Below are 21,708 nucleotides of genomic sequence, written 5' to 3'. Positions count from 1 at the left end.
AGAGGGAATACCGGGCCTGAGAGTCTTTGTTCCGAAGCTGAACATAAACTTCGTACGGAACTCCGCTCTCTCCCCGGAAAGGCACGGCTGCTTTCATGCCCCTGGCCCTGCTCGCCCTCGCCGTCGGCGCCTTCGGCATCGGTACCACCGAGTTCGTGATGATGGGCCTCCTGCCCGAAGTCGCAGGCGACCTGCACATATCCATCCCCAGCGCCGGACATCTGGTCTCGGCCTACGCCCTCGGCGTCGTCATCGGCGCCCCGCTGCTGGCGGCCGTGACGGCGCGGATGCCCCGCCGTACGGTCCTGATCGCGCTGATGGCGCTGTTCGTGGCGGGCAACGCGGCCTCGGCCTTCGCGCCGGACAACTCCTGGCTGCTGGTGGCCCGCTTCGTGAGCGGCCTGCCGCACGGTGCCTTCTTCGGCGTCGGCGCGGTGGTCGCCACGAGCATGGTCGCGCCGGAGCGCAAGGCCCGGTCGGTGTCCCTGATGTTCCTCGGACTGACCGTCGCGAACGTCGCCGGCGTGCCGGTCGCCACGCTCATGGGCCAGCACCTGGGATGGCGGGCGACCTTCCTGGGCGTCAGCGCGATCGGCCTGGCCGCGATCGCCTCGCTCGCGCTGCTCATCCCGCGCGACCGGGTGCCGGCGCCGTCCGCCGGGCTGCGCGGCGAACTGGCCGCGCTGAAGTCCCTGCCGGTGTGGCTGGCCCTCGGCACGACCGTCGCGGGCTTCGGCGCGCTCTTCGCCGCGTACAGCTACGTCACGCCGATGCTGACCGACGCCGCCGGGTACGCCGACGCCAGCGTGACACTGCTGCTGGCGCTGTTCGGCGTGGGCGCCACCATCGGCAACCTGCTGGGCGGCCGGCTGGCGGACCACGCGATGCGCAAGACGCTGTTCGGTGGCCTGCTCTCCCTTGCCGCCGTCCTGGCGCTGTTCCCGCTTCTGATGTCCACCGCGTGGAGCGCGGCCCTGGCGGTCACCCTGCTCGGCATGGCGGCGTTCGTCACCGGCTCCCCGCTCAACCTGATGGTGATGGAGAAGGCCTCCTCGGCCCCGTCCCTGGCCTCCTCCGCCAACCAGGCCGCCTTCAACCTCGCCAACGCGGGCGGCGCCTGGATCGGCGGCCTGGCCCTCGCCGCCGGCTTCGGCGTGACGTCTCCGGCGCTCGCCGGGGCGGCGCTGGCCGTGCTCGGGCTGGCGGTCGCCGGTGCCGCGTACGCGGTAGACCGGCGCCGGGTCGCCGCTCCGCGGGCCGGGCGGGAGCGAGTGGTCGCGGGACATGTTCCGCAGCAGGCGGAGACGGTCCAGTACTGAGCTCTGTTCGTCCTACGACGACCAAGACGACCAAAGGGGCCGTCCGGTGATCACCGGACGGCCCCTTTGTCGGTGGGCTGTAGGCCATGTCGGTGATCTGTCGGTCGTTTGTCGGTGGTCCCTGAGACCGTCGTCGACATGACGCGAATCGACAAGAACCCCGGCGGCGTGAGCAGCGCCGTGTCCGTGCGGGGGTTGGTCAAGCACTACGGCGAGACCAAGGCTCTGGACGGTGTTGACCTCACGGTGCGCGAGGGCACCGTCATGGGCGTGCTCGGGCCGAACGGCGCCGGGAAGACCACCCTCGTGCGGATCCTCTCCACGCTGCTGGCGCCGGACTCCGGGCAGGCCACCGTCGCCGGCTACGACGTCGTGCGACAGCCCCGGCAGCTGCGCCGGGTGATCGGGCTGACCGGGCAGTACGCCTCGGTCGACGAGAAGCTCCCCGGGTGGGAGAACCTGTATCTCATCGGGCGGCTGCTGGACCTGCCCCGCAAGGACGCACGCGCGCGTGCCGACGAGCTGCTGGAGCGGTTCTCGCTGACCGAGGCGGCCAAGCGGCCGGCCAGCACCTACTCCGGCGGTATGCGGCGCCGGCTCGACCTGGCGGCCTCCATGATCGGGCGGCCCTCGGTGCTGTTCCTCGACGAGCCGACCACAGGGCTCGACCCCCGCACCCGCAACGAGGTGTGGGCCGAGGTCAAGGCCATGGTCGGGGACGGGGTGACGGTGCTGCTGACCACCCAGTACATGGAGGAGGCCGAGCAGCTCGCCACCGAGCTGACGGTCGTCGACCGGGGCAAGGTCATCGCGGGCGGCGGGATCGAGGAGCTCAAGGCCAAGGTCGGCGGGCGGACCCTGCGGGTCCGGCCGACCGACGCCCTGCAGCTGCGGCCCCTCGCCGGATACCTGGACGAGCTCGGCATCACCGGGCTCGCCACCACCACCGTGGACACCGAGACCGGCACCCTGCTCGTCCCGGTCCTCAGCGACGAGCAGCTCACCGCGATCGTCGGCGCCATCACCGCGCGCGGCGTCACGCTCGCCTCCATCACCACCGAACTGCCCAGCCTGGACGAGGTGTTCCTGTCCCTCACCGGCCACCGCGCCAGTGCACCGCAGGACGCCGTGCCCGCCGACGACCGCGAGGAGGTCGCCGTATGAGCGCCACCACCACCGCCGCAGCCGCGACTCCCGTGGCCACCACCGACGACGCCCGTATTCCGCTGCGCGGGCATCTGCGGCACACCGGCGCCCTCGTCCGCCGCAACCTGCTGTGGATCCGCCAGGACCCGGAGTCGATGGCCGACGCGCTGCTGATGCCGGTCATCTTCACGCTGCTGTTCGTGTTCGTCTTCGGCGGCTCGATCGGGCAGGCGCTGGGCGGCGGGCAGGACCAGTATGTGCAGTACGTCATCCCGGGCATGATCGCGATGATGAGCATGACGCTCTCGCAGGGCGTCGGCACCGGGTTCAGCCAGGACTTCAACTCCGGTGTCATGGACCGGTTCCGGTCCCTGCCGATCGGGCGCGGCTCGGTGCTCTTCGCGAAGATCTCCGTCGAGCTGCTGCGGATGCTGTTCGCGACCGCCGTGCTGATGATCGTCGCCGTCCTCGTCGGGTTCGAGATCACCAACTGGCCCGGGCTGTTCGCGACCGTGGCCCTGTCCACGGCGTTCGCCTCGTCGATCATGTGGGTGTTCCTCACCCTGGGCGTGATCCTGAAGAACGCGCAGTCCGTGCAGGCCATGGGCTTCCTGGTGCTGTTCCCGCTCCAGTTCGGCTCGTCGATCTTCGCGCCGACGACGTCGATGCCGGGCTGGCTGCAGGCCTTCACCGACTACAACCCGCTGTCCACGCTCGCGGACGCCGCGCGTGGGTTGATGGTGGGCGGGCCCGTCGCGCACGACCTGTGGGTGACGCTCGGCTGGTCGGTGGCGATCACGGCGGTGATGGCGCCGGTCGCGATCCACAAGTTCCGCACGAAGAGCTGACGTACACGGTCCGTACGTCACACGAGGGCGGCGGCCTCCCGGGAGGAGAGGCCGCCGCCCTCCGCGTACGCCGCCTCGTACGCCGCGTCGCCGAGCGCCGCGCGTGCGCCCCGCACCGCCCGGGCGTACACCTCGCGCTCCTGGGACGACGCGATGTGCCGGGGCGGCAGCAGGGCGTCCGCGGCGCCCAGGCAGCGGGCGGCGTCGCGGGCCCGGCGGCCGCCGTCGACGCGGGCCAGGGCGTACGCGGCGGTGACCAGATACGCCGAGCGCATCTGCGGGGCGATGGCCTCGGCCAGCGGGTCCTCGGCGTGTTCCAGCGCCCCCCTGACCCGGTCCAGGGACTCCGGGTAGCGGCCGTCGGCCGCGTCCAGCCAGGCCTCCGCGCCGAGGATGAAGGCGTCGAAGATGATGAAGTGGGCGATCTTGAACTGCTCGCGCAGCAGCCGGAGTTGCTCACGCCCCTCGGGGATCCGGTCGGTCATGCCGAGCCGGCCCGCCAGGATCAGCCGGGCGAAGGGCATCGAGTGGTCGTTCGGTCCGGTCGCCTGGTCGATGACCTCGCGCAGCATGCGCTCGCCCCGCTCGGCCTCGCCCGACTCGATGAGGACGCTGCCGAGCCTGGCCGTGAGCACGCCCACCTGGGCGCGGGCGCCGAGGACCTCGGCGCGTTCGATGGCCACCTCGTAGTCGGCGGCGGCCTCGCGGTAGTCGCCCCTGCGCTCGTGCGCCTCGGCGCGTGCGGCGAGCGCCTCAGCGGTGCCCCACAGATCGCCGAGGCCGCGGTAGATCGCCAGCGCCTCGTCGGCGTCGGCGGTGGCGTCGCCCGCCCACTCGGTGCGGTTGGCGAGCAGATTGGCCCGCATCTGCAGATTGGCGGCCAGGTCCCATTCGTATCCGGGCACGCCCCGGCAGGTGTCGACGGCAGAGTCGATGATCGTCCGCACCCGTGCCATGTCCCCGGTAAGCAGGACGGCGTAGAACCACAGGGAGCCGGGGAACCGGCAGCCCTGCGGAAGTCCGGGCCGGTACGCCTCGCCGATGGCGCGCAGCTTGCGCCCGCCCTCGGGGCTCTGCCAGCGGTCCAACTCGGTGTCCATACAGGCGAGATGAACGAGATGGAGGCTGCGCCGGGCCTCCATGAGGAGCTCGCCGCTCCAGGGCGGCGGGGTCGCCGTGCAGCGCTCCCACAGCGGGGCGGCGGGCCGGACGGGCTCGGCGAAGGGGTCGGGGCCGAGGTCCTGGACCTCCCGGCACCAGTTGCGGGCGAGGATGCGCTGGTCGCGCATCTGCCAGTACCAGGCCATCGACAGCACCAGGCACATCGCCTCCTGCTCGTCGCGTACGGCGATGGCGTGGTGCAGGGCGGCGCGGATGTTCTCGCTCTCGCGCTCCAGCCGCTGGATGGCGGCGCGTTGCCGGGAGCCGCGCAGCGACGGTTCGGTGGTGCGGGCGAGTTCGCGGTAGTACGTCAGATGCGCGCGTTCGGCCTCCGCCCGCCGGCCGGCCTCGTCGAGCCGTTCGGACGCGTACTCGGCGACGGTCTCCAGGAGCCGGTAGCGCATCTCACCCTCCCCCGAAGGAGCCGCCACCACCAGGGACTTGTCGACGAGCGAGCCGAGCGCCTGAAGCGCGCCGGGTCCGCACACGGCCTCGGCGGCGGCGAGATCACAGCCGCCGGCGAACACGGACAGCCCGCGCAGCGCGTCCCGTTCGTCGTCGTCCAACAGCTCCCAGGACCAGTCGACGACCGCGCGCAGGGTCTGCTGGCGGGGCAGGACGGTACGGCTGCCGGAGGTGAGCAGGCGGAAGCGGTCGTCGAGCCGGTCGGCGATCTGGCGTGGCGTCAGCATGCGCAGCCGGGCGGCCGCGAGCTCGATGGCGAGGGGCAGGCCGTCGAGGCGCCGGCAGATCTCGGCGCACGCCGCTGCGGTCCCTTCGTCGGCGTCGATCCGGAACCCCGGTCTGGCGGCGGCTCCACGGTCGGCGAGCAGCCGCAGCGCGAACGGCTCGGGCAGCGGGTCGACCGGGCGCAGCAACTCCCCCGGTACGCCGAGGGGTTCACGGCTCGTGGCGAGCACCGTCAGCGCCGGGCAGCGCTCCAGCAGCTCCTCCACGAGGCGGGCGGCGGCCTCGACGACGTGCTCGCAGTTGTCGAGGATCAGCAGCATACGGCGCCTGCCGCAGTGCTCGGCCAGCCGCTCGACGGGGTCGTCGTGCCGGTCGGACGCGGCCCGCATGGCCTCGGCCCCGGCGCCGTACAGCACGGTCTCCCGGGCGCCGACGGCGGTGAGCACGGCCTCCGGCACGGCCTGCGGATCGTCGACCGGCGCGAGCTCGGCCAGCCACACCCCGTCCGGGGCGGCGCCCCGCACCCGCTCGGCGGCCTCCTGCGAGAGCCGTGTCTTACCGGCACCGCCGGGGCCCAGCAGCGTCACCAGGCGGGCGGTGGCCAGGTCGCCCCGGATGGCGTCGATGTCCGCTTCCCGGCCGACGAAGGAGGTGAGGCGGGCCCGGAGGTTGCCGGGCAGGCCGGCGGAGGGGGTCGTGCGGGCGCCGAGGTCAGGGGCGGGGGCCAGGGGAACGGCGGCGTCGGTCGGCCTGTGGGACGTGCCCGCACCCGCCCCGGGCCGAAGCAACTCCCCGTGCAGCGCCCGCAGTTCAGGCCCCGGGTCGGATCCCAGCCGGTCCGCCAGCAGTCGTCGTACGTCCTCGTAGGCGGCCAGCGCCTCAGCCGTGCGGCCCGCGTCGCGCAGGGCGCGCAGGCGCAGGGACTGGAGGGGCTCGTCGAGGGGGTGGGTGTCGCACAGGGCGGTCAGCTCGGGCAGGGACTGCTCGGCGTGGCCGAGGGCCAGGGCGGCGGTGTGGCGGGCGCGCAGGGCGTCGAGGCGCAGGGTCTCCTGGCGGGCCGCGTCGGCGATGCGGTCGGGGAGGTCGGCGAGGGCCGGGCCGTGCCACAGGGCGAGGGCGTCGTCGAGGACGACGACGGCCTTGGCGGGGTCGCCGTCGGCCAGCGCGCGCGTGCCCTCGCCGGCGAGGCGCTCGAAGCGGTGCAGGTCGATGTCGTCGGGCGCGGCGGCGAGACGGTACCCGCCCTCGGTCGAGAGCACCGCGTCCGCGCCCAGCGCCCGCCGCAGCCGGCCGACGAGCGCCTGCAGCGCGCCCGGCGCGTCGGCGGGCGGATCGCCGTCCCACACCTCGTCGACCAGCAGCGTCGCGGCCACGGTGCGCCCGCCCCGCAACGCCAGCACGGTCAGCAGGGCACGCAGCCGCGCACCGCCCACCGGAACAGGGGTGCCGTCGGGGCGGAGTGCCTGGGTGGTGCCGAGGATGCGATAGCGCACGGGGTCCATTGTCTCTGGTCGGGTCGGGGACGGTCACAGGGTTGTGTGGCGCGGCGCGCGGGTGTGTACGGCGACTTGCGGGGCGGGTACGGCGACTTTCAGTCCGGTTCCCGGACGGTGCTCAGGGTCTCCAGCAGCTCCGCGAGGGCGGCCGGCGGCAGGCCGGTGACGTCCCTGCCCGGTGTGCTGTGCGCGATGCCCCGGGCCTCGCGCACCGCATGCGACAGCCGGGAGTCCGTGCCCGGTACCTCCAAGGGTCACGATCACGCCCGCGTCGGCGTCCGCGAACCACTTCGGGCACTCCCACACCGAGCGCAGCGACCGATCGCCGGCGACCGGCTCGCGTGTGTGCGAACCCGGCGCCGTCTCGGCCCAGCCCTGCCTCAGCACCTGGATCGCCCGCACCCGGCCCCGTGTCTCGGGCAGGTCGGGGTCCCCGTGGAACTCGGCGGTGAGGAGGCCGACGTGTCGGAGCCGGTCCCCTGGCCCCACCTCGCCCACCTCGCCCACCTCCTCATCGGCGATGACGTCGACCGGATGTTGGTGCAGCGCGACCACGAGCCCGTCCTCCTCCCGCAGGACCCGCACCGCGCCCTCGTCCCCCGGCAGGTCCTCCACCGCACCGGCGATCTCGGTGAGCTGGTCGTGCCAGCCGCCGCCCAGTTCGCCGTCGGCGTCGCTCAGGAGCAGCGGCCAGCTCACCTCGTCGCCCACCTTGAACGGCGTACCGCAGCACCCCATCTGCCAGTCCTCGTAGAACACATGCCAAAGCCCCATGCCCCCACCCTCCCTGGAACCAACGCCCCACCGCGAGACGTTTTCCCCCTGCGCCCGGTACGGTCGGGCAGTCCCCAAGCGGTCCCCGCCCATGTACGAGAGTCCCAGGGAGCCCCATGACCACCGCCCTCACCCGCCGCAGCGACCGGCGGATCAGCCCCGTCTTCGTGGGCATCCTGGCCATCACGGCGGTGACCGGCTGGGCCACCTGGACCGGGTTCGCCGAGCAGCCCGGGCTGGCCGTGTTCCTGTTCGTGACCGCCGCCTGGATCGTGTCCCTGTGCCTGCACGAGTACGCACACGCGCGTACCGCCCTGCACAGCGGCGACATCTCGGTCGGCGCGAAGGGCTACCTCACGCTCAACCCGCTGAAGTACACCCACGCGCTGCTCAGCATCGTGCTGCCGGTCGTCTTCGTGATCATGGGCGGTATCGGACTTCCCGGCGGTGCCGTCTTCATCGAGCGCGGGCGGATCCGGGGCCGGTGGCGGCACAGCCTGATCTCGGCGGCGGGCCCGCTGACCAACGTCCTCTTCGCCGTGGTCTGCACCGCGCCGTTCTGGCTGGACGCACTGGACGGCGTCCCGGCACACTTCCGCTTCGCGCTCGCCTTCCTCGCCCTGCTCCAGGTCACGGCCGCGATCCTGAACTTCCTGCCGGTCCCGGGTCTGGACGGCTACGGCGTGATCGAGCCCTGGCTGTCGCAGAGCATCAAGCGGCAGGTGGAGCCGTTCGCCCCGTTCGGCCTGCTGTTCGTGTTCGCGCTGCTGTGGGTGCCGTCGATCAACGGCGCGTTCTTCGACATGGTCGACGCCGCGCTGCGCGGCCTGGGGATCAGCGACCTGGAGACGTACTGCGGCTACGACCTGTTCCGCTTCTGGCGGGACACGAACGAGTTCTGCACGGTCAGCTCGTGACGGAGTCCCGCCGGGCGTCCCTGCCGGTCTTGACGTAGTACCAGGTCATGTTGGACGACAGCCCCGCCAGCAGGACCCACACGACGCCGAGCCAGCTGCCCTGCATGAAGGAGACCACGGCCGCGGCCACGGCCAGTACACAGACGATCAGGGCATAGACACCAAGGCGGGGCATGTCGGTCGGCTCCTTCGGGGGACACTGCTACGCGACCAGTGTCCCCCATCGCCTCAGACGTCCGTGACGCGGAGCCCGGCGTGTGCCTTGTACCGCCGGTTCACCGAGATCAGGTTCGCGACCAGCGACTCCACCTGGTGGGCGTTGCGCAGCCGCCCCGAGAAGATGCCGCGCATGCCCGGGATACGTCCGGCCAGCGCCTGGACGATCTCGACGTCCGCCCGCTCCTCGCCGAGGACCATCACATCGGTGTCGATCTCGGCGATCTCCGGGTCCTGGAGCAGCACCGCCGACAGATGGTGGAAGGCGGCCGTCACCCGCGAGTCCGGCAGCAGGGCGGCGGCCTGCTCGGCGGCGCTGCCCTCCTCCGGCTTGAGCGCGTAGGCGCCCTTCTTGTCGAAGCCGAGCGGGTTGACGCAGTCGACGACCAGCTTGCCGGCCAGCTCCTCGCGCAGGGACTCCAGCGTCTTGCCGTGGCCCTCCCACGGCACGGCGACGATCACGATGTCGCTGCGCCGCGCGCACTCGGCGTTGTCGGCGCCCTCGACACCGTGCCCGAGCTCGTCGGCGGCGGACTGGGCACGCTCGGCGGCCCGCGAGCCGATGATCACCTTCTGGCCCGCCCTGCCGAGCCGGTAGGCGAGGCCCTTGCCCTGCGGCCCGGTCCCGCCGAGCACGCCGACGACGAGCCCGGAGACGTCGGGGAGGTCCCAGGGGTCCTTGGCCGGGGCCTTCGCGGGGGCGTCGGTGGGCTGCTGTGCACTGTCGGTAGAGGTCATGGGCCGACTTTACGTCCGCCCCGCCCGCACCGTCGGGTCAGGTGAGGCTGCTCACGGGCACCCGGCGGAAGGTGATGGTCTCGTACGGGCCGAAGTCGCCGGTCTCGTACAGGAGTCCGACCGTGCCGGCGTCGATCCGTACGAGATCCGAGTACGCGGCGGGCAGCCCGTCCGCCGTGTAGACGGGCCGCCAGGTGACGCCGCCGTCGGTGGAGGCGCGGATCGTCATCAGGGCGCGGGCGGCGGTGGGGTCGGCGGGACCGGAGAAGAGCAGGACGTCGGGGTCGCGGAGCTGGAGCACGCTGCCCTCGCAGATGGGGGCGACGAGACCGGCCTGCGGGCGGAAGGGCTTGACCAGCGTCTGGCCGCCGTCCGCGGAGTACGCGTCGGCGCGGTTGCCCGGGGACGGGGAGTCGTTGCGGGTGTTGAAGTAGACGCGGCCGTCCGGGAGTTCGGCGGCCGTGGACTCGTTGACGTTGACGTAGCCGTCGGTGTTCTCGTCGACGTAGCCGATGCGCCAGGTGGCGCCCCTGTCGTCGCTGAGCAGACAGTGGCCGCTGTTGTACCTGGCCTCCGTGCCGATGTCGTCGCCGGTGGGCGGGATCGTGTGGTTGGCCGCGACGACGACCCGGCCGGTGCTCAGCTGGATCGCGTGGCCGGGCGTGGTGGCGTACCACCGCCACCCCGCCCGCTTGACCTGCGCGGTGATCTCCTTCGAGCTGGACCAGGTGACGCCGTCGTCGTCGCTGTACCGCACCCAGACCCGGCGTCCGTCGGCGTCGCTCACCTCGCCGCGCAGGATGGCGGCCTCGGTGGCGGTGGCGTGGTTGCGGATGTAGACGAGCAGGATGCGGCCGGTGTCGAGGACGACGGGGGCGGGATTGCCGGCGAGGTGCCAGTTGTTGTCGGCGGCCACCGTGAGGGGACCCCAGGTGCGGCCGCCGTCCGTCGACCGCTTCAGCACGATGTCGATCTGTCCGTGGTCGGCGGCGGACTCGACCCGGCCCTCGCAGAAGGCGAGGAGCGTGCCCTCATGGCTGACGACGACTGCCGGGATCCGGAAGGAAGCATATCCCCCCTGGCCCGCACGGAAGGGAATGCTGGTCTCGGACATCGGTTCGTACTCCTCCACATGGCCACCGGGCCCTCTGCCTCCCCATGCCGGGCGAATTCGTGGTGAACTCGCGGTCACGAGTGGTCGGTTGCGGCAGGATGCGGTCGCATGGACGCCGTACGGGTCGCATTGCTGCGCGAAGTGCTCGCCGGGACCGAGTGGCTGGGGCAGACGCGGCGGTTCGCGGGCGCGCTGCGGGCGTCGGCGGTGGCGCACGGAGGCGGGCTGCTGCTGGTCGGCACGCCGGAGTACGAGCCGTGGCATCTGGCGGCCCATCTGGTGGACGAGGCCGCGTGGTCGGGGACGCCGGAGCTGACCCCGACTCTCGTACGGCATGACGCGCGCGCCTCGGATCCGGCGCATCTGGCGGTCGGCCTCGGGCGGTTGGCGGCGGCGCGGCGCGGGGAGACGCTGCTGGTGGTGTCGCCGTGGGAGTCCCCCGGGTCGATCGAATCCGAGGGTGGGGGAGGTCCGGGGGCGCCGCTCCTGGAACGGGTGCACGACGCCCGACGGGCCGGGGCGACGGTGCTGACGCTCGGTGCCGGCGAGGGGGAGCTGAGGGCCATGGCGCACGAGACGCTGGCCGTGCCCGAGGGTTGCGAGCTGGACCTGGACACCGTGCAGCACCTGGTGAGCGCGGCGGCCGGCGAGAACGCGGTGCCCTCCGGGCGGAGGCGCCGCCGCTTCCGCGACCGCCTCTCCCGCCTGGCGGAGTCACTGACGGCACCGCCGCCCGCACGCTGGTGACCGGCCCACCCCTCCTCTCCTCGCCGCAAAACCGGTTGCCTACGGCACCGCACCACCCGAGCATGGCCCCTCGTGGCCTCCGTACTCCCCGACCTCGCCCCCTGGCGGGCCTCCGCCGACTTCCGGAAGCTGTGGCTGGCCGGGCTGATCTCCTCCTTCGGCAGCTTTCTGACCTTCGTCGCGCTGCCCGTGCAGATCAAGGAACTCACCGGGTCCGCGGCGGCGGTCGGGGCGATCGGGGCCGTGGAGCTGGTGCCGTTGATCGCGTTCGGGCTGTACGGGGGCGCGCTCGCCGACGCGCTCGACAAGCGGAAGCTCATCCTGTGGACGGAGGCCGGGCAGGCGGTGCTGAGCGCGGCGCTGCTGGTCAACGCGTTGCTGCCGCGCCCAGCCATCTGGCCGCTGTACGCCGTCGCCGCCCTGTCCTCCGCGCTCGTCTCGGTCCAGCGCCCCGCCCTGGACGCCCTGTGGCCCCGGATCGTGGCCCACGAACACCTCCCGGCCGCCGCCTCGCTCAACGCGCTGCGCTGGCAGGTCGGCGGCGTCGCGGGCCCGGCCCTGGCCGGCGTGGTCGTCGCGTACGCGGGGCTGGGTTGGGCGTACGGCGCCGACCTGCTGACGTTCGTGGCCTCGGTCCTCCTCGCCCTCGGCATCGCGCCCTCCCCCGCCTCCCACGCCGCCGCGAAGCCGTCCCTCAAGGCCATCGCCGAGGGCGCCCGCTACGCCTGGAGCCGCAAGGAACTCCTCGGCACGTACGTCATCGACATCGCGGCGATGCTGTTCGCGATGCCGCTCGCCGTACTGCCGTTCCTCGCGGACGAGTTGGACGCCGCCTGGTCGCTCGGCCTCATGTACGCGGCCATCCCGGCCGGCGCGATGCTGGTGAGCCTGACCAGCGGCTGGACGTCACGGGTGCACCGGCACGGGCGGCTCGTCGTCCTGTCGGCGGCGCTGTGGGGCACGGCGATCGCGGCCGCCGGCATCTCACGTGACGTATGGCTGGCGCTGCTGTTCCTGACCCTGGGCGGCGCGGCCGACATGGTGAGCGGCATCTTCCGCGGGGTGATGTGGAACCAGACGATCCCGGACGAGCTGCGCGGGCGACTCGCCGGGATCGAGCTGCTGTCGTACTCGGTCGGCCCGCAGCTCGGCCAGACCTATGTGGGCGGGATGGCCGCCTGGAGGGGCGTGCGCACGTCCATCTGGTCGGGCGGACTGCTGTGCGTGGGCGCTGTGGGGCTGCTGGCACTGTGCCTGCCGAAGCTGATGTCGTACGACGCGCGCACGAACGAGCACGCGGTACGGCTGCGGGAGCAGCGGGCGGCGGCAGCGGCGGCGACGCCGGTGCCGTCGCCTACGGAGGGTTGATCAGGGTTGATCAGTCGTCGTCCGCCGGCCTCGTAGGGGCGTCGTGCCACCGCGGGTCGCCCTCCCACTCAAGGTTGCGCTCCCGCGCGAGGTCCATCGCGTGCTGGGCCTCTTCCTTGTTGCCGTACGGCCCGAAACGGTCCTTGGCCGGGCACTCCGGCCCCTCCTCGACCTTCTTGTGCACGAGGCAGTAGTACCACTCCCCCGGCTTCCCGACGGTGCGCTTCTTGAACAAGGCCATGACCGGCTCCTTCCGCCACCGTCATGTTCCCCCATGGCCGCTGGTTAGACTCGCCTGCATGTCTGGCCAGTCGCTGCTCGTCCCAGGGGAGCTGTCCCCCACCCGTTCCGTGCCCGGAAACATCCGCCGCCCCGAGTACGTCGGCAAGCCCGCACCGACGCCGTACAAGGGCCCCGAGGTGCAGACCCCGGAGACCGTCGAGGCGATGCGCGTCGCCGGCCGTATCGCCGCGCGGGCGATGGCCGAGGCGGCGAAGCTGATCGCGCCCGGCGTGACGACGGACGAGCTGGACAAGGTGGCGCACGACTACATGTGCGACCACGGCGCCTACCCCTCGACGCTCGGCTACCGCGGCTTCCCCAAGTCGCTGTGCACCAGCGTCAACGAGGTGATCTGCCACGGCATCCCGGACTCCACGGTGCTGCGCGACGGCGACATCATCAACCTCGACGTGACGGCGTACATCGGCGGGGTGCACGGCGACAACAACGCGACGTACCTGGTGGGCGACGTCGACGAGGAGAGCCGTCTGCTGGTGGAGCGGACGCGGGAGTCGCTGGCGCGCGCGATCAAGGCGGTGAAGCCGGGCCGCCAGATCAACGTCATCGGCCGGGTGATCGAGTCGTACGCCAAGCGCTTCGGCTACGGAGTGGTCCGCGACTTCACCGGCCACGGCATCAATTCGTCGTTCCACTCGGGCCTGATCATCCCGCACTACGACAGCCCGCACGCGACGACGGTCATCCAGCCCGGCATGACGTTCACGATCGAGCCGATGCTGACGCTCGGGACGCACGAGTACGACATGTGGGACGACAACTGGACGGTCGTCACGAAGGACCGCAAGCGGACGGCGCAGTTCGAGCACACGCTGGTGGTGACGGAGACGGGGACGGAGATCCTGACGCTCCCCTGATTATTGAGAATGCCCGCCCTGCCAGGGCGGGCTTTCTCTTGTACCCTTTTACCGACAGGGTGTCGGCAAACTATTGACTTAGGTAAGCCTTACCTTAGAGGATGTGCCCCATGGAGTCCTTCTCGACACTCATCCGCACCGCGTCCCATGAACAGCACGTGGAGGCCGAGACCTCGACGTTCATGAGCGACCTGCTCGGCGGACGGCTCGGCGTCGACGCCTACGCGCGCTACACCGAGCAGCTGTGGTTCGTGTACGAGGCGCTGGAGACCGGCACGGAGCGGCTGGCGTCGGACCCGGCGGCGGGTCCGTTCATCCAGCCGGAGCTGTTCCGACTGGCGTCGCTGGAGCGGGACCTGGCGCACCTGCGGGGCCCGAACTGGCGCTCAGCCCTGTCCGCCCTGCCCGCCACCCAGGCATACGCGGACCGGGTACAGGAGTGCGCCCGCGACTGGCCGGCCGGCTACATCGCCCACCACTACACCCGCTACCTCGGCGACCTCTCCGGCGGCCAGATCATCCGCGACAAGGCGGAGAAGACGTGGGGCTTCGCGCGCAAGGGCGACGGCGTCCGCTTCTACGTCTTCGAGGAGATCTCCAACCCGGCCGCCTTCAAGCGGAGTTACCGCGAACTGCTGGACGCGGTCCGCGTGGACGATCTGGAGAAGCAGCGGATCGTGACGGAGTGCAAGAAGGCGTTCGCCCTGAACACGGCGGTGTTCAGGGCGTTGGGCGAGGAGTTTCCCCTGAGCGCGTGAGGTTCAGCGCTCCAGGACCACCCGGCCTCCGAGTTCGACCCAGTCGCCGGGCTGGGGCGCGGTGAGCAGCTGGGAACCGGCGCCCTGGGTGATGTTGAGCGCCCGGCCCAGTCGGTGGCTGAGCTGGATGGCCGCGGCGCCGGTCGCCTCGTCCTCGTCGATGCCGTCGCCGCGGCCTGGGAAGCCGCGGGCTCGGACACGTCCGGCAGCCTCGTCCTCCCAGGCCCAGGCGTAGATCCACTCACCGCCCGGGGGCACCTCGAGATCATCGACCTCGGCGGCCGTCGCGTACTGCCGCAGGGTGCGCGGCGAGGCCCACTCCGCCCGTGCCTCGATCCAGCTGAACTCCCCGTCCAGCCGGGTGCCCACCACGCCGGCCGGCGTGACCAGCTCGGGCACGTCGAGGAGCCAGGCCGTGCCGACGCAGGGGTATCCGGCGAAGGGGAGTCGCACGGAGGGCGTGTAGATGTCGATGACCCCGCGTTCGGGGTCGTCCACGAACACGGTCTCGCTGAAGCCGAGCTTCCCGGCGAACGCCTGCCGATCAGCCCGGTCGGGCATCACGGAGCCCTCCCGGACGACGCCGAGTTCGTTGCCGTATCCGCCCTTGGGGCCGCAGAAGACGCGGAGGACGTCGTAGTCAGTCACGGGGGAATTGAAACATCGCTTGGGCAGCGAGGTCGTCCCAAGCGGCGGCTCCGCCGGGGAGGGGCAGGAGGCGGGTGGGTGGCGGTACGCCATAGGGCAGCGAGGCGATCGCGTCGGCGTACGCCTGTTCCATCCTGGCCCGCTCGCGTTCCATGCCCGGATCGTCGGCACGCACCGCCAGCCCTCGCATGCGGTGCTCGTGCCCCTCGGTCACTTCTTCGGCCGCCTTCCGCCAGCTCTCCTCGTCGGGCACCTGTCTCAGTTCCACGCACTCCGGCGTCCGCTCCTCCGCCAGCGCCGCCACCGCCCGGTCGTGGCCGTCGAGGATCACCCAGCCGTCAAGGAAGGTCACCCACCACAGCAGGACGGGCGCGAGCGTGCCTTCGCGGGCGTGCTTGCGGTACGCCTTCACTCGCCCGGCATCCGGTGGCGAGAGCGGGCGCAGGGGGAGGACTCCGTGCCAGCCGCCCCCGCAGTACAGCTCCAGTCGGCCGCCCGGCCAGTCCCGTACGAAGTCCTCGGTCCAGATGCCGGGCGGAAAGCCGGTCCGGCGGGCCAGCTCCCAACGTCCGTCCCGCAGCGGGATCCCTTCGGCGTCCTCCAGCCAACGCGCGTACTGGTGCGGCCAGTTGAGCGTTGAACGCATCGCCGAGGAGCGCAGCGGCGGAAGCGGCGAGCGGTAGCCGGACAGGCGGTGCAGATACAACTCCGGGCAGCAGCCCTCCCCCACCGACCGGCCCAGCAGCAGGGGCCGTTCCCCCTGCCGCAGCAGCAGCCGCCCCTGCTCCGCCGTCTCGAAGCGCAACGCCGGCGGACCGGGACGGTCCCGTACGTTCAGTACCAGCCGTCCCTGCCCGAGAAGTTCCCTGTGCCCCCTGCCCATGGGGACATTCTTACGCCTCGGTACGCCGCCTCCGCATCGCGAACACCACGCCCGCCCCCGCCGCCACCGTCACCGCGGCCGCAGTCCCCAGCGCCAGGGACTGCTTGTCCGACGACTTCTCCGACGTCGTACTCGGCGTCGGGGTGCTGCCCAGGTCGGGCAGCGCGGGCAGCGCGGCATCCTTCGTCAGGGCCACGGCGACCGACACCGGGTCCATCTCCGTGCCGGCCCGGTACATCCCGCCGAACGCCTTCGCACCGTCGGCGGTGAGCTTCGCGGGCGCCTCGGTGACCCGCGCCAGGCCGTCCTTCGACGCCAGTCCCTTCGCGGCGAAGGTGACCAACGGGAGCTTCTTGCCGGTGAAGTCGGGGCTCTTCACGTCGGCGGACAGCGTGCCCTTGCCGTCCGCGACCGTGACCCGTACGCCGCTCAGCGCCAGGTCGAGGCCGTGCGCCCCGGTGAAGCGGACCGTGCCCCGGAACGACGCCCGAAGGTCGCCGTCCTCGAACGTCCCCTCCCCGTCGGGGAAGCGGAACAGCGCACCGCCGTCCTCGGCGCCGGACGACAGGGTCCACTCACCCTTGGCGATGTCCCCGGTGACGTACTCCCGGAAGGTGCGGCGCACACCCCAGTCGACGGCGCCGTCCACGAGCTTGCCGCCCGAAGTCTCCTTCTCCGCAGGGGGCTTGGTGGCACTGGACGAGGGCGAGGGCGTCGGCTTCACGGTCGTAGCCGCCTGCACGTCCGCCGACAGGCTCACCGGATCCAGCGCGGTCCCGGCGGTGTAGTACCCGGCGAAGGACTTCGCGCCCTCGGCGGTGAGCGTGGCGGGCAGGTTGTTCAAGACGACCGCGTTCCCGCCGCCCCTCATGTCGATCCCGCCGAGGGAGAGGGAGGCGAAGGGCACCTGCGAGGACGTCGTGACCGTCCCGGTGCCCTTCGCCTTGCTGGTGACGTCCACGTAGAGCGTTCCGGTGGAGCCGGAGATGCGCACGGTGGGCCGGCTGATGGTGAGGTCGAGCTGGTAGGTGCCGGCGTTGGTCCTGTGGCCGACGAAGTGGACCCCGCCGGAGAAGGACGCGGCGAAGGCGCCGGTGTCGCCGTCGTACGTCCCCGTCGCCGAGTGGAAGCGGAAGCTGCCCGTGCCGACGGTGGCCGCGCCGCCCGTCAGGGAGTAACTCCCCTTCGCGATGGGCCCCGTGACGTAGCTCTGGAAGGAGGACTTGAGGCCCCAGTCGAGCCGGCCGCCCTGCACGGTCCGGCTCGCGGCCTGCGCGGCGGTCGCCGGGAGCACGGCCCCCAGGACAAGGTAAGGCTAACCTAAGGTACGACTGGTTCCGGCGGTAGGCCGGGAAACGGCCACAGTTGACCGACAACCAAAGAGCGCACGTCAGACGGGCGCGGAGAGGACGGCCCACCGTGCGACCCAGACCCATGCGCGCACGCCTGACGGGTGCGTTGCTGGCGGTGCTCGCCCTCACGGCGGCGACGGCCTGCGGGGGCTCCACGGCGGCGGCCCCCGCGAAGAAGACGTCCGCCACGGCGGCGACCGCCAACCGGGTCGAGCCCCTCGGCGGCACGCCGACCCCGAAGCTCCCCGTCACCGTCCCCTCGGCCGACGGGACCGAGGTGACCGTCGAGAAGGCCGAACACCTCGTCCCCCTCTCCGGCAGCCTCAGCGAGATCGTGTTCACGCTCGGGCTCGGCGACCGCGTCGTCGCCCGCGACACCACCGCCACCTTCGAGCAGGCGGCGAAGCTGCCCGTGGTCACCCGCGGCCATGACGTCTCCGCCGAGAGCGTGTTGTCGCTCAGGCCCGACCTGGTGCTCGCCGAGCAGTCGACCGGCCCCGCGGAGGCCATCGACCAGATCCGCGCCGCCGGCATCCCGGTCCTCGTGCTCGACCCCGCGCAGGGCCTCGACGACGTCGGCCCGCGCATCCAGACCGTCGCCGACGCGCTCGGCATACCGAGTGCGGGGAAGCGGCTGACCGAGCGGTCGCAGGCCCGAATCGCCGCCGTACGCAAGGAAGTTCCGCCCCACGACGACCGACCGCGGGTCGCCTTCCTCTATCTGCGCGGCTCCGCCTCCGTCTATCTCATCGGCGGCAAGGGCTCCGGCGCCACCCCCCTCATCGAGGCGGCCGGAGGGATCGACGCCGGGGCCGAGTCGGGGCTGGAGAAGGACTTCACCGCCATCACCAGCGAGGCCCTGGTGAAGGCGGCGCCGGACGCGATTCTCGTGATGAGCAAGGGACTTGAGTCCGTCGGCGGCGTGGATGGACTGGTGAAGATCCCGGGGGTCGCCCAGACCCCCGCCGGGGCGGACCGCCGCGTCGTCTCGATCGAGGACGGCGCGCTGCTGAGCTACGGGCCGCGCACCGACCAGGTGCTGAGGTCGGTCGTGGCGCAGCTGTACAAGCAGCTGGACGAGAAGGGCGACGCGGCATGACCGTACTGGAGAAGGCCGCGCCCGAGGCCGTGGCCGAAACCCCGGCCCGCAGCCGGCACACCGCCGCCTGGCTGCTGACCGTCGGCATGAGTGTCGCTCTCCTCGTCCTGGTGCCGGTGGCCGCCGGGATCGGCGCCTATCCGATCCCGGTCGGGGACGTGCTCGCCTCCGTGACGCACAAAGTCGGGCTCGGCGGCGGCGAGTTGGACCGGGTCGCCGAGTCGGTGCTGTGGAACGTCCGCTTCCCGCGGATCGTGCTCGCGCTGCTCATCGGGGCGTCGCTGGGGTGTGCCGGCGCGCTGATGCAGGGCGTGTTCGGCAATCCGCTGGCCGAGCCGAGCACCATCGGCGTCTCCCTGGGCGCGGCGGTCGGCGCGGTCGCCGCCATCTCGCTCGGGCTGACCTTCCTCGGCAACTGGACGCTGCCCGCGATGGCGTTCGTCGCCGGGCTCGGCACCGTGCTGCTGGTGTACGCGATGTCGCGCTCGGGCGGCCGTACGGAGGTCGTGACGCTGATCCTCATGGGCATCGCGGTCAACGCCTTCGCCGGGGCGCTCATCGGCCTGTTCATCTTCCTCGCGGACACCGCCGCGGTGAACCAGATCACCTTCTGGCAGCTCGGCTCCCTCGCCCAGTCCACCTGGCCCAAGGTGACGGCGGTTCTGCCGTGTGCGGTCCTGGGGCTGGTGGTGGCTCCGCTGTACGCGCGCCGCCTGGATCTGCTCGCGCTGGGCGATCGGCCCGCGCGGCATCTGGGGGTGGACGTGGAGCGGATGCGCGTTGCGTTGATCCTGGTCGTGGCGCTGCTCACGGCGGCCGCGGTGAGTGTCTCCGGGGTCATCGGGTTCATCGGGCTTGTGGTGCCGCATCTGCTGCGCATGGCCGCGGGGCCGGGGCATCGGTTTCTGATTCCGGGGAGTGCGCTGGGTGGGGCGGTGGTGTTGTTGGCGGCGGATCTCGCTGCGCGGACCATTGCGGCGCCGGCGGAGTTGCCGCTCGGCGTCTTGACCGCGCTTCTTGGCAGTCCGTTCTTCTTCTGGTTGTTGCGTCGGACTCGGCGGCGACAAGGGGGTTGGGCCTAGAGGTCGTATGTCGACTGCGGGTGCGTGGGGGCTTGTCGCGCAGTTCCCCGCGCCCCTTAGGTTCTCCAGTCCCCTTCTCGACAAGGAACCCTCCGTGAGACTGCTCCGCCCTCGCCCCACTCCCCCAGCCCCCGCCGAACCCGGCGACATCCTCGCCGCCGCTGAGTCGCTCCACGTTCGTCTCGGTGTGCGTGAGGTGCTGACCGGTGTCTCCGTGACCGTTCGGGCCGGCGAAGTGCTCGCTCTCGTCGGGCCCAACGGGGCCGGGAAATCGACCCTGTTGAGCGCGCTGGCCGCCGATCTTCCAGCCGCCGAAGGTGTCGTACGGATCCACGGTCGGCCGGCGACCGAGTGGTCCGCGCCCGAGCTTGCGCTCCGTCGCGCCGTGCTGCCGCAGTCGGCAGCCCTCTCCTTCCCCTTCACGGTCGAGGAGGTCGTCCGGATGGGCCGTGCGCCCTGGGCCTCCCTCGGTATGGAGGACGACGACGCGGCCGTCGCCGAGGCGATGGCACTCACCGAGGTAGCCGAATTCGCCGTACGGCCCTTCTCCGCGCTCAGCGGCGGTGAGCGGGCCCGGGTCGCGCTCGCCCGGGTGCTGGCCCAACGCGCCCCGCTGCTGCTGCTCGACGAACCGACCGCCGCCCTGGACCTCCGGCACCAGGAGCTGGTGCTGCGGCTGTGCCGGGAGCGGGCGCGGGCCGGGGACGCGGTGGTCGTCGTACTCCACGACCTGGGGCTCGCTGCGGCCTACGCGCACCGGGTGGCGATCCTGCGCGCGGGGCGGGTCGCGGCGGACGGGCCCCCCGCCGAGGTGTTCTCCGAGCGGCTGCTGTCGGAGGTCTACGACCAGTCGGTGGAGGTGCTTCCACATCCGCGGACCGGGGCGTTGCTGGTGACCCCGCGCCGCTGACGCCCATGACGCCGCCTGCCACAAGCTTTGACTTTCCTTTGACTTCCCTATGGGGTCATTTTTGGCCACTTAGGTAATCCTTAGCTGCGTTAGGCGAGCCTCACCTTCCTGGAGCCCTCATGCGTGCCGTCAGACGTCCCGTCACCACCGCCCTCGCCGCCGTGGCGGCCCTGACCGCCGTCACGGGCTGCACCGAGAAGGGCAGTTCGGCGGGCGGTGACCGGGTCGTCAGCGTGACGGCGACGGACGACAAGTGCGAGGTGTCGAAGAAGGAGTTCCCGGCCGGGCACGTCGAACTCGCCATCGAGAACAAGGGGTCCAAGGTCACCGAGGTCTACATCCTGTTCCCGGACGACCGCATCGTCACCGAGCGCGAGAACATAGGCCCCGGCACCAAGCAGACCGTCACCGCCGAGGTGAAGGCGGGCGACTACACCATCGCCTGCAAGCCCGGCATGAAGGGCGACGGCATCCGGCAGACCGTCAAGGCCACCGGCAAGGGCGCGGTCGCCAAGCGGGACCCGCGGCTGGACAAGGCCGTCGCCGCCTACCGCGAGTACGCGCAGGCGCAGGCCGACGAGACGCTGCCGAAGGCGGAGGCGTTCGCCAAGGCCGTCAAGGACGGCGACATCGAGGCCGCGAAGAAGGCCTACGCCCCCTCCCGCATCGGCTGGGAGCGCACCGAGCCGGTCGCCGAGTCCTTCGGCGACATCGACCCCAAGGTCGACGTCCGCGAGGACGGACTGGAGGCCGGTCAGGACCCGGAGAAGGACTGGACCGGCTGGCACCGTCTGGAGCGCTCGCTCTGGCAGGACAAGAAGCTCACCGACCGCGACTCGGAACTCGCCGACCAGCTCATCACCGACCTGGAGGACTGGCAGAAGCGGGTCGGCAAGGCCGAGATCACCCCGACCTCCATGGCCAACGGCGCCAAGGAACTCCTCGACGAGGTCGCCACCGGCAAGGTCACCGGCGAGGAGGAGCGCTACTCGCACACCGACCTGGTCGACTTCAAGGCCAACGTCGAGGGCGCGCAGAAGGCGTACGAGCTGCTGAAGGCGGTCGCGAAGGAGAACGAGCCGGCGCTGGTCACCGAGCTCGACAAGCAGTTCGGCGCGCTGAACACGCTGCTCGACAAGTACCGGGCGGACAAGGCGTCGTACGACTTCACCTCGTACGACAAGGTCGGCGAGGCCGACCGCAAGGAGCTGTCGGACGGCGTCAACGCGCTCGCGGAGCCGCTGTCCAAGCTGGCCGCCTCCGTCGTCGTGAAGTAGGGCGGGCT

At 71.8% G+C, this 21,708-nt stretch carries 21 protein-coding genes; 12 read left to right on the top strand and 9 right to left on the bottom strand.

Features of this window, described 5'->3' with window-relative positions; all coding sequences use genetic code 11:
- The first annotated feature begins 95 nt into the window (after positions 1 to 95).
- From ACIA8X_RS32780 to ACIA8X_RS32770, 3 genes are all read left to right on the top strand, one after another.
- Positions 96 to 1,319, top strand: a complete 1,224-nt coding sequence (locus tag ACIA8X_RS32780; protein WP_399459806.1) for an MFS transporter — start codon at positions 96 to 98, stop codon at positions 1,317 to 1,319.
- 138 nt (positions 1,320 to 1,457) lie between these two features.
- Positions 1,458 to 2,483 carry an ATP-binding cassette domain-containing protein gene (locus ACIA8X_RS32775; protein WP_399459805.1) on the top strand — a complete coding sequence of 342 codons (1,026 nt, stop codon included), beginning with the start codon at positions 1,458 to 1,460 and terminating at the stop codon, positions 2,481 to 2,483.
- Entirely contained in the window at positions 2,480 to 3,313 is an 834-nt protein-coding gene (locus ACIA8X_RS32770) for an ABC transporter permease (protein WP_393442138.1), read from the top strand. The genes ACIA8X_RS32775 and ACIA8X_RS32770 overlap by 4 nt, the downstream gene beginning before the upstream one ends.
- A gap of 17 nt (positions 3,314 to 3,330) precedes the next feature.
- Here ACIA8X_RS32770 and ACIA8X_RS32765 read toward each other — a convergent pair whose 3' ends face one another.
- The gene (locus ACIA8X_RS32765; RefSeq protein ID WP_399459804.1) at positions 3,331 to 6,666 is read right to left on the bottom strand and encodes an AfsR/SARP family transcriptional regulator; all 3,336 of its coding nucleotides are present in this window, start codon (positions 6,664 to 6,666) and stop codon (positions 3,331 to 3,333) included.
- 24 nt (positions 6,667 to 6,690) lie between these two features.
- Positions 6,691 to 7,434, bottom strand: a complete 744-nt coding sequence (locus tag ACIA8X_RS32760) for a DUF6578 domain-containing protein (RefSeq protein WP_399459803.1) — start codon at positions 7,432 to 7,434, stop codon at positions 6,691 to 6,693.
- Between the two features lie 116 nt (positions 7,435 to 7,550).
- Between ACIA8X_RS32760 and ACIA8X_RS32755 the strand changes: the two genes are divergently transcribed.
- Positions 7,551 to 8,351 (top strand): site-2 protease family protein, encoded by an 801-nt coding sequence (locus ACIA8X_RS32755; RefSeq protein ID WP_399459802.1) that lies wholly within the window; start codon positions 7,551 to 7,553, stop codon positions 8,349 to 8,351.
- Here the strand turns inward: ACIA8X_RS32755 and ACIA8X_RS32750 are convergent.
- The 3 genes from ACIA8X_RS32750 to ACIA8X_RS32740 are packed head-to-tail and all read right to left on the bottom strand — an operon-like array spanning position 8,341 to position 10,419.
- A complete protein-coding gene (locus ACIA8X_RS32750) occupies positions 8,341 to 8,526 on the bottom strand; it encodes a hypothetical protein (RefSeq protein WP_399459801.1) in 186 nt (61 codons plus the stop codon). The genes ACIA8X_RS32755 and ACIA8X_RS32750 overlap by 11 nt on opposite strands.
- Before the next feature lie 53 nt (positions 8,527 to 8,579).
- The gene (gene npdG, locus ACIA8X_RS32745; protein WP_393442129.1) at positions 8,580 to 9,305 is read right to left on the bottom strand and encodes an NADPH-dependent F420 reductase; all 726 of its coding nucleotides are present in this window, start codon (positions 9,303 to 9,305) and stop codon (positions 8,580 to 8,582) included.
- Positions 9,306 to 9,342: 37 nt separating this feature from the next.
- Positions 9,343 to 10,419 carry an exo-alpha-sialidase gene (locus ACIA8X_RS32740; protein ID WP_393442127.1) on the bottom strand — a complete coding sequence of 359 codons (1,077 nt, stop codon included), beginning with the start codon at positions 10,417 to 10,419 and terminating at the stop codon, positions 9,343 to 9,345.
- A gap of 108 nt (positions 10,420 to 10,527) precedes the next feature.
- Here ACIA8X_RS32740 and ACIA8X_RS32735 point away from each other — a divergent pair, with 108 nt between their 5' ends.
- Positions 10,528 to 11,166 carry a hypothetical protein gene (locus tag ACIA8X_RS32735; protein WP_399459800.1) on the top strand — a complete coding sequence of 213 codons (639 nt, stop codon included), beginning with the start codon at positions 10,528 to 10,530 and terminating at the stop codon, positions 11,164 to 11,166.
- Positions 11,167 to 11,238: 72 nt separating this feature from the next.
- A complete protein-coding gene (locus ACIA8X_RS32730; RefSeq protein WP_399459799.1) occupies positions 11,239 to 12,534 on the top strand; it encodes an MFS transporter in 1,296 nt (431 codons plus the stop codon).
- Positions 12,535 to 12,544: 10 nt separating this feature from the next.
- Here the strand turns inward: ACIA8X_RS32730 and ACIA8X_RS32725 are convergent, their stop codons facing one another.
- Positions 12,545 to 12,775, bottom strand: a complete 231-nt coding sequence (locus ACIA8X_RS32725; protein ID WP_399459798.1) for a hypothetical protein — start codon at positions 12,773 to 12,775, stop codon at positions 12,545 to 12,547.
- Positions 12,776 to 12,833: 58 nt separating this feature from the next.
- Here ACIA8X_RS32725 and map point away from each other — a divergent pair, with 58 nt between their 5' ends.
- Both map and ACIA8X_RS32715 read left to right on the top strand, forming a co-directional pair.
- Positions 12,834 to 13,691, top strand: coding sequence for a type I methionyl aminopeptidase (gene map / locus ACIA8X_RS32720; protein ID WP_393442119.1), 858 nt, complete (start codon positions 12,834 to 12,836; stop codon positions 13,689 to 13,691).
- Between the two features lie 110 nt (positions 13,692 to 13,801).
- Positions 13,802 to 14,449 (top strand): heme oxygenase (biliverdin-producing), encoded by a 648-nt coding sequence (locus ACIA8X_RS32715; protein ID WP_393442117.1) that lies wholly within the window; start codon positions 13,802 to 13,804, stop codon positions 14,447 to 14,449.
- 3 nt (positions 14,450 to 14,452) lie between these two features.
- Here ACIA8X_RS32715 and ACIA8X_RS32710 read toward each other — a convergent pair whose 3' ends face one another.
- The 3 genes from ACIA8X_RS32710 to ACIA8X_RS32700 are packed head-to-tail and all read right to left on the bottom strand — an operon-like array spanning position 14,453 to position 17,283.
- A complete protein-coding gene (locus ACIA8X_RS32710; RefSeq protein WP_393442115.1) occupies positions 14,453 to 15,097 on the bottom strand; it encodes a PhzF family phenazine biosynthesis protein in 645 nt (214 codons plus the stop codon).
- On the bottom strand, positions 15,090 to 15,980 hold the full coding sequence (locus ACIA8X_RS32705; protein ID WP_393442113.1) for a hypothetical protein: 891 nt from the start codon (positions 15,978 to 15,980) through the stop codon (positions 15,090 to 15,092). The genes ACIA8X_RS32710 and ACIA8X_RS32705 overlap by 8 nt, the downstream gene beginning before the upstream one ends.
- Before the next feature lie 10 nt (positions 15,981 to 15,990).
- Positions 15,991 to 17,283, bottom strand: a complete 1,293-nt coding sequence (locus ACIA8X_RS32700; protein WP_393443223.1) for an HtaA domain-containing protein — start codon at positions 17,281 to 17,283, stop codon at positions 15,991 to 15,993.
- A 131-nt stretch (positions 17,284 to 17,414) separates the two neighbouring features.
- Here ACIA8X_RS32700 and ACIA8X_RS32695 point away from each other — a divergent pair, with 131 nt between their 5' ends.
- The 4 genes from ACIA8X_RS32695 (at position 17,415) to efeO (ending at position 21,700) form a co-directional block, all read left to right on the top strand.
- Positions 17,415 to 18,431, top strand: coding sequence for a hemin ABC transporter substrate-binding protein (locus ACIA8X_RS32695; RefSeq protein ID WP_393442111.1), 1,017 nt, complete (start codon positions 17,415 to 17,417; stop codon positions 18,429 to 18,431).
- A complete protein-coding gene (locus ACIA8X_RS32690) occupies positions 18,428 to 19,513 on the top strand; it encodes a FecCD family ABC transporter permease (protein ID WP_393442109.1) in 1,086 nt (361 codons plus the stop codon). Before ACIA8X_RS32695 ends, ACIA8X_RS32690 begins: the two co-directional genes overlap by 4 nt.
- Positions 19,514 to 19,607: 94 nt before the next feature.
- A complete protein-coding gene (locus ACIA8X_RS32685) occupies positions 19,608 to 20,423 on the top strand; it encodes a heme ABC transporter ATP-binding protein (protein ID WP_393442107.1) in 816 nt (271 codons plus the stop codon).
- A gap of 119 nt (positions 20,424 to 20,542) precedes the next feature.
- Complete coding sequence (gene efeO / locus ACIA8X_RS32680; protein ID WP_393442105.1) at positions 20,543 to 21,700, top strand: iron uptake system protein EfeO; 1,158 nt, start codon at positions 20,543 to 20,545, stop codon at positions 21,698 to 21,700.
- Positions 21,701 to 21,708: the final 8 nt, after the last annotated feature.

Source organism: Streptomyces sp. NPDC051738 (assembly GCF_044453205.1).
In the GTDB taxonomy this organism is placed as follows: domain Bacteria; phylum Actinomycetota; class Actinomycetes; order Streptomycetales; family Streptomycetaceae; genus Streptomyces.
Note: the sequence above shows the minus strand (reverse complement) of the source record. Positions and strands in the feature narration are given on the sequence as shown.

What these genes read in the sequence shown, in the direction of transcription:
- ACIA8X_RS32780 (WP_399459806.1), top strand. Translation starts at nt 96, where the DNA reads ATGCCCCTGGCCCTGCTCGCCCTCGCCGTCGGCGCCTTCGGCATCGGT.
- ACIA8X_RS32775 (WP_399459805.1), top strand. Translation starts at nt 1,458, where the DNA reads ATGACGCGAATCGACAAGAACCCCGGCGGCGTGAGCAGCGCCGTGTCC.
- ACIA8X_RS32770 (WP_393442138.1), top strand. Translation starts at nt 2,480, where the DNA reads ATGAGCGCCACCACCACCGCCGCAGCCGCGACTCCCGTGGCCACCACC.
- ACIA8X_RS32765 (WP_399459804.1), bottom strand. Translation starts at nt 6,666, where the DNA reads ATGGACCCCGTGCGCTATCGCATCCTCGGCACCACCCAGGCACTCCGC.
- ACIA8X_RS32760 (WP_399459803.1), bottom strand. Translation starts at nt 7,434, where the DNA reads ATGGGGCTTTGGCATGTGTTCTACGAGGACTGGCAGATGGGGTGCTGC.
- ACIA8X_RS32755 (WP_399459802.1), top strand. Translation starts at nt 7,551, where the DNA reads ATGACCACCGCCCTCACCCGCCGCAGCGACCGGCGGATCAGCCCCGTC.
- ACIA8X_RS32750 (WP_399459801.1), bottom strand. Translation starts at nt 8,526, where the DNA reads ATGCCCCGCCTTGGTGTCTATGCCCTGATCGTCTGTGTACTGGCCGTG.
- npdG (WP_393442129.1), bottom strand. Translation starts at nt 9,305, where the DNA reads ATGACCTCTACCGACAGTGCACAGCAGCCCACCGACGCCCCCGCGAAG.
- ACIA8X_RS32740 (WP_393442127.1), bottom strand. Translation starts at nt 10,419, where the DNA reads ATGTCCGAGACCAGCATTCCCTTCCGTGCGGGCCAGGGGGGATATGCT.
- ACIA8X_RS32735 (WP_399459800.1), top strand. Translation starts at nt 10,528, where the DNA reads ATGGACGCCGTACGGGTCGCATTGCTGCGCGAAGTGCTCGCCGGGACC.
- ACIA8X_RS32725 (WP_399459798.1), bottom strand. Translation starts at nt 12,775, where the DNA reads ATGGCCTTGTTCAAGAAGCGCACCGTCGGGAAGCCGGGGGAGTGGTAC.
- map (WP_393442119.1), top strand. Translation starts at nt 12,834, where the DNA reads ATGTCTGGCCAGTCGCTGCTCGTCCCAGGGGAGCTGTCCCCCACCCGT.
- ACIA8X_RS32715 (WP_393442117.1), top strand. Translation starts at nt 13,802, where the DNA reads ATGGAGTCCTTCTCGACACTCATCCGCACCGCGTCCCATGAACAGCAC.
- ACIA8X_RS32705 (WP_393442113.1), bottom strand. Translation starts at nt 15,980, where the DNA reads ATGGGCAGGGGGCACAGGGAACTTCTCGGGCAGGGACGGCTGGTACTG.
- ACIA8X_RS32695 (WP_393442111.1), top strand. Translation starts at nt 17,415, where the DNA reads ATGCGCGCACGCCTGACGGGTGCGTTGCTGGCGGTGCTCGCCCTCACG.
- ACIA8X_RS32690 (WP_393442109.1), top strand. Translation starts at nt 18,428, where the DNA reads ATGACCGTACTGGAGAAGGCCGCGCCCGAGGCCGTGGCCGAAACCCCG.
- efeO (WP_393442105.1), top strand. Translation starts at nt 20,543, where the DNA reads ATGCGTGCCGTCAGACGTCCCGTCACCACCGCCCTCGCCGCCGTGGCG.